Here is a 17,308-nt window from a genome sequence, read left to right on the forward strand (position 1 = left end):
CGGTTCATGGCACAAGCCCATCAGTGGTTCCGAATGTGTACCGGCCAATGAAAAAAGGACGAGGCGCGCGGGGCGCCTCGCCCTTTCCCTCAGCCGGCAGGTGAGGGCAAAACGTCAGGCCTTGTCGGCCTTGCCCGCCGCCGCGGCGAAGCGCGCCAGGCGAACGTCGAGGTGGCGCGGACGGTGGCCGCGATCTTCGGCCCGCTCCTTGCGGCGGATGGCATTGCGCACCATCAGCGAGCCGACGTAGCGGATCGGCTCCGGCGGGAAGTGGCCCAGCGGCCCCTGGGTCAGCGGCGAGCGTGTCCACGGGTTGTCCAGGCCGAGCACCAGCGAGCTGAGGATCTGCCCGCCCATGTGGCAGGGACCGACGCCACTGCCGGAGTAGCCGAAGCCGTAGAACACGTTGTCTGCTTCGCCCAGGCGGCCGAAGAACGGCAGGCCGGTCACCGAGCGATCGGACGGCCCGTTCCAGCTGGCGGCGATGGGAACGTCGGCGAAGGCCGGGAAGAACTCGCCCAGGCTCTCCCGGAGCAGGCCGAGATAGGGCGAGGGGCGGTCGAACACCGGCAGCATGCGCCCACCGTAGGCGAAGGTGTTGCCGCCCTTGCCGAGCATGATCCGGCCGTCCGGAGTGTTGTGGTAGTAGTGCACGAAAATGCGCGAATCGAGCACGGTGACGCCGGAGGTCAGGCCGATCTCCTGCAACAGGTCCGGCCTGGGCTCGGTGATCACCATGTCGCTGGAGACGATGGCCACGCTGCGCTCGAACTGCGGGAAGGCGCGCGCCATCCAGGCGTTCATCGCCAGCACCACGCGGTCGGCGCTGACCGATCCTCCGGGGCTGTGCACGATGGCTGGCCGACCCTGGTCCAGCCCGTTCATCGGGGTGCCTTCGTACAGGCGCACCCCCAGTTGCAGCGCCACGTGGCGCAGGCCCCGCACCAGCTTGCCCGGCTGCACGCTGGCGGCGGCGGGGGAGAACCAGCCCTCCAGATGCTTGCGCGAGCCGGCCAAACGCTGCACGTCTTCCACTGGGCGCTTGCTGAAGGAGTTGATGCCGTGGCGTTCCAGTGCGGCGATGACGCCGTCGGTGGCGCCGACCTGGGCGGCGTTGGTGGCGGTGTAGAGCGTGCCGTCGAGGCGGTAGTCGGCATCCACGCCGTAGCGCTCGCAGAATGCGCCGATGGCGTGGATGCTCCGTTCCGATTCGGTCACCAGGCGGATCGCCTCCGGCAGGCCGAACAGCCGCTCCAGGGTGAAGAACTTGGCCGACCAGGACAATGCGCAGCCGCCATTGCGGCCGCTGGCCCCGGCGCCGCAGATATCGGCCTCGATGATCACCACATCGAGTTCCGGGTTCTGCTCCTTGAGCATGATGGCGGTCCACAGACCGGTGTAGCCGCCGCCGACGATGCAGACGTCGGCGCGGGTGTTGCCCTCCAGCGCCGCGGCGCGCTCGTTGTCCTGCTGCAGGGCCTGTTCAAGCCAGAAAGGACGCATGGGAATCTCCGTATTCAGTGTGGGGGCAGGGCGGCGGTGGCGATCGTCTGCGCGTGCAGGACCATTTCGGAGCGGCGCCGGACCACTCCAAAGCGTTCGATGTTCATGGACTGATGACCTGTAGGGCGGCTGGCACATCCCTGTGCCGGAAGATCAGGAGCGCGCCATGCGCACCTTGACCGAACGGTTGGGAACCTGGCTGGCGGCGGGCTTGGCACCCTCCGGCAGGCTGTTCCAGTGCGGCAGGAGAATGACGGCCGCGATCAGGGCGGTGACGGTGAAGCCGATGAAGACGGTGTAGGTATCGAAGTAGCCGGGCAGCAGGCCGCCGAGGATCGCGCCGACCGAGCCGCAGCCGTTGACGAAGCCGGCGGCGGTGGCGGCGGCCTTGCCGGTGCCGAAGTCGATGGCGGCCGAGCCGCTGATCATCGAGTCCGGTCCGTAGAGGGTCAGGCCCATCATGAACAGCAGGGCGAAGACCAGTGCGCTGCTGCCGGTCTGCATCGCGGGGACGAACAGCGCCAGGCAGGCGGTCAGGCCGATCAGGCTGATCACGCAGGCGGGCATGCGCCGTGCGCCGAAGATCCGGTCGGAGGCCAGGCCGATGAGGATCGGGCCGAGCAGCCCGGCGACCTCGAAGGCGGTGGGCAGCACCGCGGCGCCGACCTTGCCCAGGCCCGGCATGCGTTCATAGACGATCACCGGCCCCCACAGCAGGATCGCGTAGCGCGCCGGCTTGAGCAGGAAATAGGCCACGCCGAGGGTCAGCACGGTGCGGTTGCGCACCACCAGTGCCAGCGTCTCGCGGATACCGGCATTCTCGCCTTCGGGCTTGAAGCCGGCATAGCGCACCGCTTCGGGCTCGGCTTCCACCGGTGGCAGGCCGACGTCCTGGGGGCGGTTGCGCTGCAGGAAGATGAACAGCAGGGCGACGCCACCCACCACGGCGGCGCTGGAGTAAAAGGCCGCGTGCCAGGTGCCGAAGACCGAATACGCCCACCAGCCGGCGAATGGCGAGGCCACCAGGCCGCCGAAGGCATAGCAGGTGCTCCACAGGCCGAGGATGCGGCCGCGCTCGTGGGTGGCGAAGAAGCTGCCGATGTTCTTGCACAGGCCCGACCAGCCAGTGGACTGCGCCAGCCCCTGGACGACCATGCAGGTGGCGAAGACCGGCAGTGTCGCCCAGGTGCCCATGACCATCGCCGCGCCCGCCGAGATCAGCAGCCCGCCCAGCACCACGACGCGCGGGCCGAAGCGGTCGGCGAGCACTCCCCAGGTGAACTGGCCGACGGCGTAGGCGGCGAGGTAGGTTGCGTCGAGGTTGGCCATCATGGCCTTGTCGAGGTGGAACGTGGGGTCTTCGGTGATACCCAGCTTGGCCACCGAGAATGCCTTGCGGGTGAAATAGAAGGCCGCATAGGCCAGCCAGGTGATGGCGAAGATCTGCCAGCGCCAGCGCTGGATCGACGCCAGAGGCGAGCGGGGTGTTGCGTTGCCTTGTGGGGTAAGCATGTTCCGACCTCGTTGTTGTAGTTGTGCTGTGCCGGCAGTCAGTGAGGTAACGCCTTTCTTGTTCTTGTTGTGTCGAGCACTTCGCTCCAGTGCGGGTCAGGGGCGCTGGAGTCGTTGGACACCGTCGCCGGAAAGGGCGATGGAGGGATGGAAACAATTCCGAACAAATAACTGAAATCGATTTATCAAATTTTAAAAATAAGTTTTCCTTGTAGGATGTTCGTGTAAGACATTCGCGTTTGTTTACAGTGACCATATGGTCACTTCCTGTCTGGATGGCGAATAGCCGTCCGTCTGCCGAGGGTCGCCGCCATGTCCGTTTCCCATGCCCAACTCAAGGCGTTTCACGCAGTCGCCCTGCATGGCAGCTTCACCCGTGCCGCCGAACGCCTGTTCCTCACCCAGCCGGCGGTGTCCGACCAGGTGCGCAAGCTGGAGGAGCGCTACGGCGTGTTGCTGTTCCACCGCAACAAGCGCTCGGTGCGCCTGACCGAACTGGGCGAACGCCTGCTGGCGGTGACCCAAAGGCTGTTCGTGATCGAGGCCGAGGCCCAGGAGCTGTTGCTGGAATCCCGCGCGTTACAGACCGGCAGCCTGCTGCTGGCGGTGGATGCGGCGGTGCACCTGCTGCCCCAGGTGGCGTCGTTCTGCCAGCGCTATCCCGGCATCCGCGTGCGCATCGAGAGTGGCAACACGGACGAGTCCCTGCAGGCCCTGTTCGCCTACCGCGCCGACCTGGCCTTGCTGGGGCGGACGGTGGAGGATGAACGCCTGTTGTCCTTCACCCTGCGCAGCGACCCCATAGTCGCCTTCGTCGCCAACAGCCATCCCTGGGCGACGCGCGACTCGATCCGCCTGGCCGACCTGGACGACGCGCCGCTGGTGCTGCGCGAGCATGGCTCCGTCACGCGGCAGACCCTGGAGGAGGAGATGCGCAGCGCCGGCCTGCGGATACGCGCGGCCATCGAGGTGGAAGGCCGCGAAGCCGCCCGCGAGGCGGTGGTCGCGGGGATCGGCGTGGGGGTGGTGTCAGCCGCCGAGTTCGGCTCGGACAACCGTGTACATGCCTTGCCCATCGTCGATTGCGAACGACACATGAGCGAGACGCTGGTGTGCCTGCGCGAGCAGAGCACGCGGCGGATCGTGGCGACCTTCCTCGATCTGGTGAAGGAAGACTTGCCGGCGCCTCAACCGTAGATTTGGCCGGAGATGCGTGAGCAGGGTGCGTGGCGACCGTTCTCGAGCGGGTGAAGGGGCGATTGTTCGCGAGCAAGGACCAGGCGTCCCCCTCGGTCCTACGAAGAGCGACGAGGCCCACGCGGAATCCCAATCGGCACGAACCCTGTAGGAGCGAGCTTGCTCGCGAACCCGCATCCCACGAAGTACCTGTCAGTCCTCCGCCAACTCCAGGAACGCACTCACCACCCGCAATCCCCGGCGTCGTTCCAGGCAGCCGATGGCGTGGCGGTTGAGCAGGCCATCGCCGCTCAGGGGGATCGCCTTCACCCGCGGATCCGGGCTCACTTCCATCGATGACACGATGCCAATCCCCAGCTCGGCCGCCACCGCCTCGGTCACCGCCTCGCGGCTGTCCAGCTCCAGCAGCACGCGGGGGGCCACCGAGGCCGCCGAGCAGGCCGCATCGAAGGTGCGGCGGGTGATGGAATCGGGTTCGCGCAGCACCATGATCTGCTGGTGCAGCTCATTCAGTGGCAACTTGCCGATGTAGTCGTGCCAGGGATGGCTGGCCGGCACCAGCGCGCAGATGTGCGACTCCACCAGCTCGCGCAGGAACAGCCCGGCGCGCGGTTCCACTTCCGTCAGCACGGCGATGTCGACGTGCTCGTCGAGCAGCGCGGCGAGGGTTTCCTGGGCATTGCCCAGGCGCAGGTTGACGGTGATGCCGGGGTAGCGCGCGCGCAGCCGGGCGAGCATCGGCATCACCAGGTGCGGGCCGTCGGCGGCCACTTCGATGCGCCCGGTCACCAGCTCGCGGCTGGCGTCGAGCATGGCCTCGGCTTCTTCCTCCAGGGCGAACAGGGTGCGGCTGATGGCCGACAGGCGCACGCCGTCCTCGGTGAGCTCCACGCCGCGCGCGGTGCGGCGGAACAGGTTGACCTGGTAGTGCTCCTCCAGCGCCTTGACGTGCCCGGTCACGGCCGGCTGGCTGATGAACAGGCGCTCGGCTGCGCGGGTGAAGCTGCGTTCGCGGGCAACGGCGTCGAAGGCGCGGAGTTGGAAGAGGTTCATAAGGTATATGTCCGGCTTATGCGGTGCATCGTGATAAACAATTTGAACGATATCAGGCTCCCCGGCAAGTTATGTCCAGGCCACGGCGATGACGCCGGGCCCAACCCAACTTCGCCCTGACGACGTTCCCAAGAAAGAGGAATCGAGCATGAGCACTGCCGAGCGAGCCCCCATCCTGCTGACTCCCGGTCCGCTGACCACCTCCCCCCGCACCCGTCGCGCCATGATGGTCGACTGGGGCTCCTGGGACAGCGACTTCAACGCCCTGACTGCCGACGTCTGCAAGCGCCTGCTGGCGATCATCCACGGTGAGGCGACCCACACCTGCGTGCCCCTGCAGGGCAGCGGCACCTTCTCCGTGGAAGCCGCCATCGGCACCCTGGTACCGCGCGACGGCAAGGTGCTGGTGCTGATCAACGGCGCCTACGGCAAGCGCCTGGCGAAGATCTGCCAGGTGATCGGCCGCGAATTCAGCACCTTCGAAACCGAAGAGGACGTGCCGACCACCGCCGCCGACGTCGACCGCCTGCTCAGCGCCGACCCCAGCGTCACCCACGTCGCGCTGATCCACTGCGAGACCAGCACCGGCATCCTCAATCCGCTGCAGGAGATCGCCAAGGTCATCGAGGACCACGGCAAGCGCCTGATCATCGATGCCATGAGCTCCTTCGGCGCGCTGGACATCGATGCCCGCAGCATCCCCTTCGACGCGCTGATCGCCGCGTCCGGCAAGTGCCTGGAAGGCGTGCCGGGGATGGGCTTCGTGTTTGCCCGTACGTCCACGCTGAACGCCAGCGCCGGCAACTGCCATTCGCTGTCGATGGACCTGCAGGACCAGCAGGCCTACATGGCCAAGACCGGCCAGTGGCGCTTCACCCCGCCGACCCACGTGGTGGCCGCGCTGCACGAAGCGCTGAGCCAGTACGAGGAGGAGGGGGGCCTCGCGGCCCGTCATCAGCGTTACGCAAACAACTGCCAGACTCTGCTGGCGGAGATGGGCAAGCTGGGCTTGCGCAGCTTCCTGCCGGCGCAGATCCAGGCGCCGATCATCGTCACCTTCCATGCCCCGCGCGATCCCCGCTACAACTTCACCGAGTTCTACGGCCGGGTGCGCGAGAAGGGCTACATCCTCTATCCGGGCAAGCTGACCCAGGTGGAAACCTTCCGTGTCGGCTGCATCGGCCAGGTCGATGGCAGCGGCATGCGTGCAGCGGTCGCGGCCATCGCCGAGACCCTGAAAGAGATGGAAGTCTTCGAAATCTGACCCCGGCCGATTGCCACAGGATTGAATCTCATGAACTACGAACAACCCAAGCAACTGCAAGCCGTCATCCTCGACTGGGCGGGCACCGTGGTCGATTTCGGCTCCTTCGCGCCGACCCAGATCTTCGTCGAGGCCTTCGCCGAGTTCGGCGTGCAGGTCAGCCTGGAAGAGGCCCGCGGCCCGATGGGCATGGGCAAGTGGGACCACATCCGCACCCTGTGCGACATTCCCGCCATCGCCGAGCGCTACAAGGCCAAGTTCGGCCGCGTGCCGAGCGACGACGACGTCACCGCCATCTACGAGCGCTTCATGCCGCTGCAGATCGAGAAGATCGCCGAGCACTCCGCGCTGATCCCCGGCGCGCTGGACGCCATCGCCGCCGTGCGCAAGCAGGGTCTGAAGGTCGGTTCCTGCTCCGGCTACCCGGCGGTGGTGATGGAGAAGGTCGTTGTCCTGGCCAAGACCAACGGCTACGTCGCCGACCACGTGGTGGCCACCGACGAAGTCCCCAACGGCCGCCCGCACCCGGCCCAGGCGCTGGCCAACGTGATCGCCCTGGGCATCAACGACGTGGCGGCCTGCGTGAAGGTCGACGACACCTGGCCGGGCATCCTCGAAGGCCGCAGCGCCGGCATGTGGACCGTGGCGCTGACCTGCTCGGGCAACGCCCTGGGGCTGACCTATGAGCAGTACAAGGCGCTGCCAGCGGAGAAGCTGGAGCAGGAACGCCGCCGTATCGGCCAGATGTTCGAGGGCTCGCGCCCGCACTACCTGATCGATACCATCGCGGAGCTGCCGGGGGTGATTGCCGATATCAATGCGCGTCTGGCGCGGGGGGAGATGCCGCAGGGCAGTTGAGCTTCGGCGTGAGTTTCAAGGCCCGCTATGTGCGTAATGCTGTTCACTTAAGAAAAACGCCGCGACTCCTTTGCCAGGATCGCGGCGTTTCTTTGCTCCGCAGGTCGCCTCAAGCGGAGATTTTGAATGGGTTGTTCCCTCTGTGGCTCTGAAAAAGGAACAAAAAACCGATACCAGAGCACCTGGTATCGGTTTATCGGAGCTCGCGATTGTCCACTAAATGCTTAAGTGAACAGCATTACCGCTATGTGCGGGCTTTTTTTATGGGGGTACTGCGCCGCTTCGGCGTGCGCGCATGCGCCATGTTTCGCCCCCTCGGGCGACCTACTTTGGCAAACGACGGATGGCCGCCCCACCCAAAGTAGGCAAAGGTCTTGCCCCGGACATCCGGTTTTTCGCTTGGGGCGAAAAATTCCCTCGTTGAAGCGAAGTTTCAGGGGCACGCGCTGACGGGCCATCCCTGGCCCGACAGCGCTCTCGCGACATCCATGTCGCTCAACCCCTGAAACTCCGCTTCAACGAGGCCTCCTGAACGGGGCCGTTCGGCGTGCGCGGACATTTCTCTGGAAGTCTCCAGAGCCGGAGCCAGGACCGCATAGGTATGGTTTCGTAAGCGGACTTCGTCTGCGATTGGGTCGCCGTTCTGCCGGAGCGGCCCGCCAGCGGTAATCAGTTCACAACGTTCCGCACGAACCGCACCAGCACCTCTCCGTGGTTCCGGTAGGAAAACGGCTGGTTGCTCTTGAACACATGGAACCCGCCGGCCTCGACCTCCACGGTCTCTTCGGCCAGCACGATGGTCAGCCGACCTTCGATGACATAGACCATGTCGTACCAGCCTTCGGCGTCCGGTTCGGCGTTGTAGCGGTCGCCGGGGGCCAGGGACCAGTGCCAGAGCTCGGCCTGGCGCGCGGCCGGCGTGCTGGCGAGGAGGGTGCCGCGACTGTCGGGTTGCGCGCCACCCCAGGCCACGGCATCGACGCGGGACAGGTTGCGGGTGGACGGCGGTCGTACCAGGTCGGCAAAGGTCACGCCGAGGGCGGCGGCGATGCGGTCCAGGGTGGCGAGGCTGACATTGGTGTCACCGCCCTCGATACCGACCAGCATCCGGCGGCTGACGCCGGAGGTCTTGGCCAGTGCGTCCTGGCTGAAGCCACCATTGCGGCGCAGGGTCTTCACGTTGTCGGCGACGTGCACCAGCACGCTGGGGCGTTCGGAAGAAGTGGGCAGTATATTGCTCATCTGGGCCTTTTTGCGCATTATGTTGCGCATAACAGTCAACCAAGATTTTTCCATCGTTGCAACGCCTGTTCAGGTCCGCACCATGCCCCGCTCGCGCCTTATCGCTACGTTTTTCCCCATCGCCGTCCTGATCGTATCGATGGCCTCGATCCAGACCGGCGCGTCTGTTGCCAAGAGCCTGTTCCCGGTGCTCGGCGCCGCCGGCGTCACCGCCATGCGCCTGATCTTCGCCGCGATCATCCTGCTGGCGATACTCCGCCCGTGGCGCATGTCGCTGCGCGGCAAGCCGCTCAAGCCGCTGTTCATCTACGGCGTGACCCTGGGCCTGATGAACCTGACCTTCTATATGGCACTGCAGACCATCCCGCTGGGCATCGCCGTGGCGCTGGAGTTCACCGGGCCGCTGGCGGTGGCGCTGTTCTATTCGCGCAAGCCGATCGACTTCATCTGGATCGCCATCGCGGTGGTCGGCCTGGGCCTGCTGCTGCCGATCGCCGATTTCGGCCAGGGCATCGACCCCAAGGGCGCCGCGCTGGCACTGGGGGCGGGCGTCTGCTGGGGGCTGTACATCATCTTCGGCCAGCGCGCCGGCAATGACCTGGGGGCCCAGGGGGCGGCACTGGGCATCAGCATCGCCGCCGTGTGCGTGGCGCCGATCGGTATCGCCTCCGCCGGTACGGCGCTGCTGGATATCGGCCTGTTCCCGGCGCTGCTGGGCGTGGCGATCCTCTCCAGCGCCTTGCCCTACACCCTGGAAATGATCGCCCTGACGCGCCTGCCGGCGCGCACCTTCGGCACCCTGATGAGCATCGAGCCGGCATTCGGAGCATTGTCCGGCCTGGTGTTCCTCGGCGAACAGCTCACCTCGCTCCAGTGGCTCGCCATTGGCGCCATCATCGTCGCTTCGGTGGGCACCACGCTGAGCAGCCGGCCAAAGCCGGCGCTGGTCACTGACTGAAGCCAGCCGCCCTCGGGCGGCTTATTGCGTCATGGATATTCAGCCTGCCATGCGTTTCTCGTTCAGCACGATCTGCCGCTTGGCGCTGCGCGCCAGGCGGATGCACAGCATCACCGCCGCGCAGGTCAGGCCGACGATCAGGCCCTCCCACAGGCCGCGCGGGCCGGTGGGCTCCTGCAGCCAGTGGGCGAGGCCGAGGCTGTAGCCCACCGGCAGGCCGATGCCCCAGTAGGCGAACAGGGTCATGATCATGGTCGCGCGGGTGTCCTGGTAACCGCGCAGGGCGCCGGCGGCGGTGACCTGCACGGCGTCGGAGAACTGGAACAGCGCGGAGAACACCAGCAGCGAGGCGGCCAGTGCCAGCACGTCCGGGTCCTGGGTGTAGAGCGCGGCGATGGAGTCACGCATCAGCAACATGCCGCTGGCGGAAATGCACGCATAAGCCAATGCCGCACCCATGCCGACGCCCGCGGCGAAGCGCGCATCGCGCGGCGCGCCGGCGCCGAGGGCCTGGCCGACGCGCACGGTCACGGCCATTGCCAGCGAGTAGGGGATCATGAACACCAGCGCGCTGAAGTTCAGCGCCACCTGGTGCCCGGCCACGACCTTCTCGCCCAGTTCGCCGATCAGCAGGGCGATCACCGAGAAAATGCTCGACTCGGCGAATACCGCGATGCCGATCGGCAGGCCGACCGCGACCAGGCTGCCGATCACCTTGAGGTTCGGCAGTTCCCAGTGGCTGAACAGCTGGCTCGGCTTGTAGACCTTGGCCCCTTTCACCCAGACCAGCATGCCCAGCAGCATGAACCACATCACCGACGCCGTCGCCCAGCCGCAGCCGGGGCCGCCCAGCGCGGGGAAACCGAGGTGCCCGTAGATCAGCACATAGTTGATCGGGATGTTCAGCATCAGCCCGCAGATACCCAGCACCATGCTCGGCCGGGTGCGCCCCAGGCCGTCGCTGAAGCAGCGCAGCACGTGATACAGCGCCACCGCCGGCAGGCCGCAGGCGATACCGCGCAGGTAGAATCGACTGGGTTCGATCAGCGCTTCTTCGACCTTCATCGCACGCAGCACCGGTTCGGAGAGGAACCACAGGGTCGCCGCCGCCAGCGGGCCGACCAGCAGCGCCAGCCACAGTGCCTGGCGCACCAGCGGACCGGTGCCGGGCTGGTCGCCGGCGCCGTAGCGCTGCGCCACCTTGGCGGTGGTCGCCAGCAGGGTGCCGGTCATCAGCAGGAACACCGGAATCCAGATCGAGTTGCCCAGCGCCACCGCGGCGAGGTCGCGCGGACCGACGCGCCCGGCCATCACCGCATCGACGAAGCCCATCGCGGTGGTCGCCAGCTGGGCGATCATGATGGGCGCGGCGAGGGTGAGCAGTTCCTTGAGTTCGGCGGTGGTGCGCCGTCCACGGGAGACGGGCTGGGCGATGCTGGTCACGGCGATCCTTTTCTGGCGGCAGGCAGCGGAAAGAAGCCGGCCAGTTTACGGCTTGTCGGCTTGGTCAGGAAAGCATCGGCGCGAGTTGCGGGACCGCACGCAGCCGCGCTGGTAAAGTAGCCGGTGCCGATTTCTGGAGTCAGTCCATGCGTATCCTTGCCGATGAAAACATTCCCCTGGTCGAAGCCTTCTTCGGCGGTCACGGTGAAATCCGTCGCTTGCCCGGACGCGGCATCGATCGTGCCGCCCTGGGCGACGCCGACGTGCTGCTGGTGCGTTCGGTGACCGACGTCAGCCGCGCGTTGCTCGAAGGCAGCCAGGTCAGGTTCGTCGGCACCTGCACCATCGGCACCGATCACCTGGATCTCGATTATTTCGCGCAGGCCGACATCGCCTGGTCCAGCGCACCGGGCTGCAACGCCCGTGGCGTGGTGGACTGGGTGCTGGGCAGCCTGCTGGCGCTGGCCGAGGTGCACGGGGCAAAACTGGCCGAGCGCCGCTATGGCGTGGTTGGCGCCGGCCAGGTGGGTGGCCGCCTGGTGGACGTGCTGCGCGGGCTGGGCTGGGACGTGCGCGTCTGCGATCCGCCGCGTGCCGCCGCCGAGGGCGGTGACTTCCGCAGCCTCGACGAGGTACTGCGCGAGTGCGACGTGATCAGCCTGCACACGCCCATGACCCGCGACGGCGAACATCCGACGCGCCACCTGCTGAATGCCGAACGCCTCGCGGCGCTGCGCCCCGGCGCCTGGCTGCTCAACGCCAGCCGGGGCGGGGTGGTCGACAACGCCGCGCTGCGCGCGCACCTGGAGGCCGGCGCCGATCTCGACGTCGCGCTGGACGTGTGGGAAGGCGAGCCGCAGGTGGATGTCGAGCTGGCCGCGCGCTGCCGCATCGCCACGCCGCACATCGCCGGCTATAGCCTGGATGGCAAGCTGCGCGGCACGGCGCAGATCTACGACGCCTTCTGCACCTGGCTCGGGCGGGCGCCGGAGGTCAGCCTGGACGATCTGCTGCCGGCGCAATGGCTGGCCGAGCTGAGTTTGAAGGAGGAGTGCGAGCCGGACTGGGCGCTGGCCATGCTGTGCCGCGCGGTGTATGACCCGCGCAGCGACGACGCGGCCTTCCGGCGCAGCCTGGCGGGGGATGCGGAAGCGCGGCGCAAGACGTTCGACGCCCTGCGCAAGCACTACCCGCCGCGGCGGGAAATCACCGGGCTGTGGGTGGACATCCAGGGCGATGCGCCGCGTCTGGAAAACCTGCTGACGGCGCTGGGCGCCAACCGGGTCGGGGAGTAGGGCAGGGAAGTCCGCGCACTCATCGGCGCGGTGGCTCGCTGCTCTTGTCCAGTTCGCGGCAGGCGCGCTGGATCATGTCTTCGGTAATCGGGATCTCGCGGCCCTGGGCGTCGATGATCGAGCCGCCCACCGGCTGCTGCGGGTCACGGGGCGCCGGTCGGGGGGGGGGGTCTGATGGTGTTGCAAGCTCATGGCCGGTCTCCTCTACAACGTTTGAATGCAGTCTAGGCAGATCACATGAAAGCTCGGTGACAAAGCAGTCGCGGAGCGCGGCGCAGATGTCACCTACGTGGCAGACGACTGTACCCTCGCAGGGTTGGCAGGTTGCGTGCCAACCGCAAGGCCCCGGTCTACTGCTTGTCGTTATAGTGAAGGTCGGCCCGGCATTGCACCGGCTGTTCGATCTGGATGTCCTTCGAGGTGAGTATGGATGGCTTTCGCGTAGGCCTGATCATCAATCCGCTGGCCGGTATCGGCGGGCCGACCGCGCTCAAGGGCAGCGACGGTGTCGCCGAACTGGCCCTGGCGCGCGGCGCGCAGCCCCGCGCGGCGGAGCGCACGCGGGTGGCGCTGGAGCAGTTGCTGGCGGTGCGTGAGCGCCTGGAATTCCTGACCTTCCCGGGGCCGATGGGTGCCGATCTGCTGGCGGACATGGGCTTTTCCCATCGGCTGGTCGGCGCGCTCGAGGGCGAGCGCAGTTCGGCGGCGGATACCCGGCACGCCGTGCAGGCGTTGCAGGAGGCCGGTGTTGCGCTGATCCTCTTCGCCGGCGGCGACGGCACCGCTCGCGACGTCGCCGAGGTGGCGCGCGAAGACCAGCCGGTGCTGGGGATTCCCGCCGGGGTGAAGATCCACTCCGGGGTCTATGCGATCAGCCCGCGCGCCGCCGGTGCGCTGGCTCTGCGACTGGTCGAGGGCGGGCTGGTGCGCCTGACCCAGGGCGAGGTGCGCGACCTCGACGAAGCCGCCCTGCGCGATGGCCGCGTCGCCGCGCGCTGGTACGCCGAGCTGACGGTGCCCGAGGAAGGGCACTTCATGCAGCACGTCAAGCAGGCCGGCATTGAGACCGAGGAGCTGGTGCTGGCCGATCTCGCCGCCTGGCTGGAAGATACCTGGGAGGACGGCGTGCGCTATGTCTTCGGGCCGGGCTCGACCCTGCACGGGCTGGCCGCCGACCTGCGCCTGGAAACCACCTTGCTGGGCGTGGACGTGATCGAGAACGGCGAGGTGATCGCCCGCGACGTGACCGAGTCGCAGCTGTTCGAACTGGTGGACGGCCACCCGGCCTTCCTGCTGGTCACCGCCATCGGTGGGCAGGGCCACATCCTCGGCCGTGGCAACCAGCAGATCAGCCCGCGCGTGCTGCGCGCCATCGGCATCGAGCGCCTGCGGGTGGTCGCCACCAAGCGCAAGCTCGGTACCCTGGAAGGCCGGCCGTTGCTGGTGGACAGCGGCGACGCGGCGCTGGACGCGAGCTTCCCGGCGGCGGTGCGGGTCTGGGCCGGCTACAAGGAAGAACTGCTCTACCCGCTGGGCTGGGGCTCCGAGGTCTGAAATTGGTTTCGCGCTTGCCGTCACCTGAATGGTGATGGTTCGCGGTTTTGTTCTAGACTCCAGCACTTTGCGCTTTCGACGGAGGACGGAGCGATGCATACCGGTGGTTGTCTGTGCGGCGCGGTGCGTTACACGATCAGCGGCGAGCTGGCGCCGATCCAGGTCTGCCATTGCGGACAGTGCCGCAAGGCCCAGGGTGGTCCGTTCGCCACCAATATCCCCGTCGCCGACGACGCGTTCAGGCTGCTCGCCGGCGCTGAGGCGCTGGTGCATTTCCGTTCCTCGGAGGACAAGCGCCGGGTGTTCTGCGGCCATTGCGGCTCGCCGATCTACAGCGCCCGCGACTCGCGCCCGGAGGTGCTGCGCGTGCGAGCGGGAAGCCTGGACGAGCCGCTGCGGACTGCGCCCGAGGGGCATTACTACATCGAGTCCAGGGCCGCGTGGTGGCCTCTGGACGACGCCTTGCCGAGGCACGTCGGCGCGAAATCGGGGTGAGGGCGCCGGCACGATGCCGGCGGTTGTAGGGGAGTGTCGATGTCTGTGTCAGCGGTCAAACCGTCCTTTCGCGTTCTGGTACTGGGCGGCTATGGGAATTTCGGCAGCCTGATCGTTCGCCGCCTGAGCGGGATCGACGGGATTCGCGTCCTGGTCGGCGGACGCGACCAGCGACGCGCCAGCGCGCTGGCAAGCGAGGTGGGTGGGGAGGCGGTGTGCCTGGACATGAACCAGCCGACGCTCTCCGACCGCCTCAGTGAGCTCAGGGTCAACCTGCTCATCTCCACCGCCGGGCCCTTCCAGGACCAGGACTATCGAGTTGCCCGCGCCGCGATTGACGCGCAGGCGCACTATATCGACCTGGCCGACGCGCGCCGCTTCGTCTGCGGCATTGGCGAGCTCGACCGCGCCGCCCGCAGCGCCGGCGTGCTGGTATGCAGCGGCGCCAGCTCGGTGCCGGCGCTCAGCGCGGCGGTGGTCGATCAGTTGCGCGCGCGCTTCCAGCGGCTGGACAGCATCCACCACGGCATCAGCTCCTCGGCGAAGATTCCCGGCATCGCCACCCTGGCGGCGGTGCTGGGCTATTGCGGCAAACCCCTGCGCCAGTGGCGCGAAGGCCGCTGGCAGGCGGTGCACGGCTGGCAGGGTCTGAGCGTGCACCGCTTCCCCAAGCCGCTGGGGCGGCGCTGGGTCGCCCATTGCGACGTGCCGGACCTGGAACTGTTCCCGCAGCGCTACCCCGGCGTGCGCGAGGTGCGTTTTTCCGCCGGCCTCGGCCTGAGCCTCACCCAGTTCGGCACCTGGGGGCTGTCCTGGCTGGTGCGCGGGCGCCTGCTGGAGAACGCCGCGGCCCTGAGCGGCGGCCTGCATCGGCTGGCGGTGGCGATGCAGCCGTTGGGCGACGGCCGCAGCGGCATGTTCGTGCAACTGCGCGGCGTGGATAAGTCGGGCAAGGCGTTGGCGCTGTGCTGGGAGCTGATCGCCCAGGACGACCACGGACCGAACATTCCGTGCATGGCGGCTGTGGCCCTGGCGCGCAAGCTGGCATCGGGGCGCTTCGGGCAGCGGGGCGCGATGCCCTGCGTCGGGCTGATCAGCGTCGAGGATTACCTGGCCGAGCTCGACGGGATGAAGATATCCCACGGCGTTCGTGAAATCGCCGCCCACTAGATAGAGGGGCCGGGCGTCGCCCCGGCAGTTGCGCTGTCACCGGGCCCACGCACCTCCCGCCGGGAAGGCGCGAGGCGCCGCGCGCTCGCCGAAATCGTTCGCTGATCGAACGCATAGGCGATCATCGAATTGAACCGCCCGGCGACTCTCCGTACTGTTTGCCCAACCCCGCCCGGCCAGGCGGGCAATAACAACAATGAGCGTCAGTCTGGGCCTTCGGCGCCTGCTCTTCTGCCGGTCCGCTTGCGCCTCATTCCTGTCCCGTCCAAGCAATGCCCGTATCGCCGGCGCTGCCGCGACGCCCCCCTCGCAGGAAGCCTTCGCATGACCAGTTCCGCCCACGTGCCTGCTGCCGGTACGCTCGATGTCCAGTCCTTCATCAACGCCCAGCCGCTGTCCCTGTACCAGTGGCGTATCGTGTTGCTGTGCTTCCTTATCGTCTTCCTCGATGGCCTCGATACGGCGGCGATGGGCTTCATCGCCCCGGCGCTGACCCAGGAATGGGGCATCGACCGCGCCAGCCTCGGTCCGGTGATGAGCGCCGCGCTGATCGGCATGGTGTTCGGCGCCCTGGGGTCCGGCCCGCTGGCCGACCGTTTCGGGCGCAAGGGCGTGCTGGTGGTGGCGGTGTTCCTCTTCGGCTTTTTCAGCCTGATCTCGGCCTATAGCGCCAACCTCGACCAACTGCTGGCGCTACGTTTCCTTACCGGCCTGGGGCTGGGCGCGGCGATGCCCAACGCCACCACGCTGCTGTCGGAGTACACCCCCGAGCGCCTCAAGTCGCTGCTGGTGACCAGTATGTTCTGCGGCTTCAACCTGGGCATGGCGTCGGGCGGTTTCGTCTCCGCCAAGCTGATTCCGGCGTACGGCTGGCACAGCCTGCTACTGCTCGGCGGCGTGCTGCCGCTGGTGCTGGGGCTGGTGTTGCTGCTGTGGTTGCCGGAGTCGGCGCGCTTCCTGGTCGTGCGCAATCGCGGCGCGGACAGGGTCAAGCGCGTGCTGGCGCCGATTGCGCCGGCCGAGGTGCTCACCGCGCGGGACTTCAGCGTGCCGGAACAGAAGACGGTGCAGAACCGCAACCTGTTCAAGGTGATCTTTTCCGGCACCTACAGCGCCGGCACCCTGTTGCTGTGGCTGACCTATTTCATGGGGCTGGTGATCGTCTACCTGCTCACCAGCTGGCTGCCGACCCTGATGCGCGATGCCGGCGCGAGCCTGGAGCAGGCCGCCTTCATCGGCGCGCTGTTCCAGCTCGGCGGCGTACTCAGCTCGGTGGCGGTGGGCTGGGCGATGGACCGTTTCAACCCACACAAGGTGATCGGCCTCTTCTATTGCCTGGCCGGCCTATTCGCCTACTGCGTAGGGCAGAGCCTGGGCACCGTCACGCTGCTGGCGACCCTGGTGCTGGCTGCCGGCATGTGCGTAAACGGCGCCCAGTCGGCCATGCCGTCCCTGGCGGCGCGCTTCTACCCGACCCAAGGACGCGCCACCGGCGTGTCCTGGATGCTCGGCATCGGCCGTTTCGGCGCCATTCTCGGCGCCTGGATCGGCGCGACCCTGCTGGGCCTGGGCTGGAGTTTCGAGCAGGTGCTGACCGCGTTGATCGTCCCGGCTGCCATCGCCACCGCCGCCGTGGTGATCAAGGGCCTGGTCAGCCACGCCGATGCCACCTGACGGGCACGGGCGGGGCGAGTGTGTTGCCATTCATCTCCGCCCCGTTCCATCCCCGCGCCGCTCGCATAGACTGGAGCGACCGCGGCGCAG

14 protein-coding genes and 1 pseudogene are annotated in these 17,308 nt (G+C 67.4%); 9 read left to right on the top strand and 6 right to left on the bottom strand.

Going from position 1 to position 17,308, the window contains the following annotated elements:
• Window positions 1-114: 114 nt before the first annotated feature.
• Both H681_RS11265 and H681_RS11270 read right to left on the bottom strand, forming a co-directional pair.
• Window positions 115-1,509, bottom strand: a complete 1,395-nt coding sequence (locus H681_RS11265) for an FAD-dependent oxidoreductase (protein ID WP_177324598.1) — start codon at window positions 1,507-1,509, stop codon at window positions 115-117.
• Between the two features lie 147 nt (window positions 1,510-1,656).
• Window positions 1,657-3,015, bottom strand: a complete 1,359-nt coding sequence (locus H681_RS11270; protein WP_015476983.1) for an MFS transporter — start codon at window positions 3,013-3,015, stop codon at window positions 1,657-1,659.
• 312 nt (window positions 3,016-3,327) lie between these two features.
• On the opposite strand from H681_RS11270, the gene H681_RS11275 reads away from it, so the two are divergent.
• The gene (locus tag H681_RS11275; protein WP_015476984.1) at window positions 3,328-4,212 is read left to right on the top strand and encodes a LysR substrate-binding domain-containing protein; all 885 of its coding nucleotides are present in this window, start codon (window positions 3,328-3,330) and stop codon (window positions 4,210-4,212) included.
• 192 nt (window positions 4,213-4,404) lie between these two features.
• On the opposite strand, the gene H681_RS11280 is transcribed toward H681_RS11275, so the two are convergent.
• Complete coding sequence (locus H681_RS11280) at window positions 4,405-5,265, bottom strand: LysR substrate-binding domain-containing protein (protein ID WP_015476985.1); 861 nt, start codon at window positions 5,263-5,265, stop codon at window positions 4,405-4,407.
• Window positions 5,266-5,413: 148 nt separating this feature from the next.
• Between H681_RS11280 and H681_RS11285 the strand changes: the two genes are divergently transcribed.
• A complete protein-coding gene (locus H681_RS11285) occupies window positions 5,414-6,529 on the top strand; it encodes a 2-aminoethylphosphonate--pyruvate transaminase (RefSeq protein ID WP_015476986.1) in 1,116 nt (371 codons plus the stop codon).
• 30 nt (window positions 6,530-6,559) lie between these two features.
• Window positions 6,560-7,387 (top strand): phosphonoacetaldehyde hydrolase, encoded by an 828-nt coding sequence (gene phnX / locus H681_RS11290; protein WP_015476987.1) that lies wholly within the window; start codon window positions 6,560-6,562, stop codon window positions 7,385-7,387.
• Between the two features lie 669 nt (window positions 7,388-8,056).
• Here phnX and H681_RS11295 read toward each other — a convergent pair.
• A complete protein-coding gene (locus H681_RS11295; RefSeq protein ID WP_015476988.1) occupies window positions 8,057-8,659 on the bottom strand; it encodes a helix-turn-helix domain-containing protein in 603 nt (200 codons plus the stop codon).
• Between the two features lie 52 nt (window positions 8,660-8,711).
• Here H681_RS11295 and rhtA point away from each other — a divergent pair, with 52 nt between their 5' ends.
• Window positions 8,712-9,587 (top strand): threonine/homoserine exporter RhtA, encoded by an 876-nt coding sequence (rhtA, locus tag H681_RS11300; protein ID WP_041711919.1) that lies wholly within the window; start codon window positions 8,712-8,714, stop codon window positions 9,585-9,587.
• Window positions 9,588-9,626: 39 nt separating this feature from the next.
• Here rhtA and H681_RS11305 read toward each other — a convergent pair whose 3' ends face one another.
• Window positions 9,627-11,030, bottom strand: a complete 1,404-nt coding sequence (locus H681_RS11305) for an MATE family efflux transporter (RefSeq protein WP_015476990.1) — start codon at window positions 11,028-11,030, stop codon at window positions 9,627-9,629.
• A 146-nt stretch (window positions 11,031-11,176) separates the two neighbouring features.
• On the opposite strand from H681_RS11305, the gene pdxB reads away from it, so the two are divergent.
• Entirely contained in the window at window positions 11,177-12,325 is a 1,149-nt protein-coding gene (gene pdxB / locus H681_RS11310) for a 4-phosphoerythronate dehydrogenase PdxB (RefSeq protein ID WP_015476991.1), read from the top strand.
• A gap of 19 nt (window positions 12,326-12,344) precedes the next feature.
• Here the strand turns inward: pdxB and H681_RS26870 are convergent.
• Window positions 12,345-12,517: pseudogene (locus tag H681_RS26870) on the bottom strand (PA1571 family protein).
• A 234-nt stretch (window positions 12,518-12,751) separates the two neighbouring features.
• Here H681_RS26870 and H681_RS11315 point away from each other — a divergent pair.
• The 4 genes from H681_RS11315 (at window position 12,752) to H681_RS11330 (ending at window position 17,218) form a co-directional block, all read left to right on the top strand.
• On the top strand, window positions 12,752-13,879 hold the full coding sequence (locus H681_RS11315; protein WP_015476993.1) for an ATP-NAD kinase family protein: 1,128 nt from the start codon (window positions 12,752-12,754) through the stop codon (window positions 13,877-13,879).
• 93 nt (window positions 13,880-13,972) lie between these two features.
• Complete coding sequence (locus H681_RS11320; protein ID WP_015476994.1) at window positions 13,973-14,374, top strand: GFA family protein; 402 nt, start codon at window positions 13,973-13,975, stop codon at window positions 14,372-14,374.
• Window positions 14,375-14,413: 39 nt separating this feature from the next.
• Entirely contained in the window at window positions 14,414-15,544 is a 1,131-nt protein-coding gene (locus H681_RS11325; RefSeq protein ID WP_015476995.1) for a saccharopine dehydrogenase family protein, read from the top strand.
• A 324-nt stretch (window positions 15,545-15,868) separates the two neighbouring features.
• The gene (locus tag H681_RS11330; protein WP_015476996.1) at window positions 15,869-17,218 is read left to right on the top strand and encodes an MFS transporter; all 1,350 of its coding nucleotides are present in this window, start codon (window positions 15,869-15,871) and stop codon (window positions 17,216-17,218) included.
• Window positions 17,219-17,308: the final 90 nt, after the last annotated feature.

It is taken from the genome of Pseudomonas sp. ATCC 13867, from assembly GCF_000349845.1.
Lineage (GTDB): Bacteria > Pseudomonadota > Gammaproteobacteria > Pseudomonadales > Pseudomonadaceae > Pseudomonas.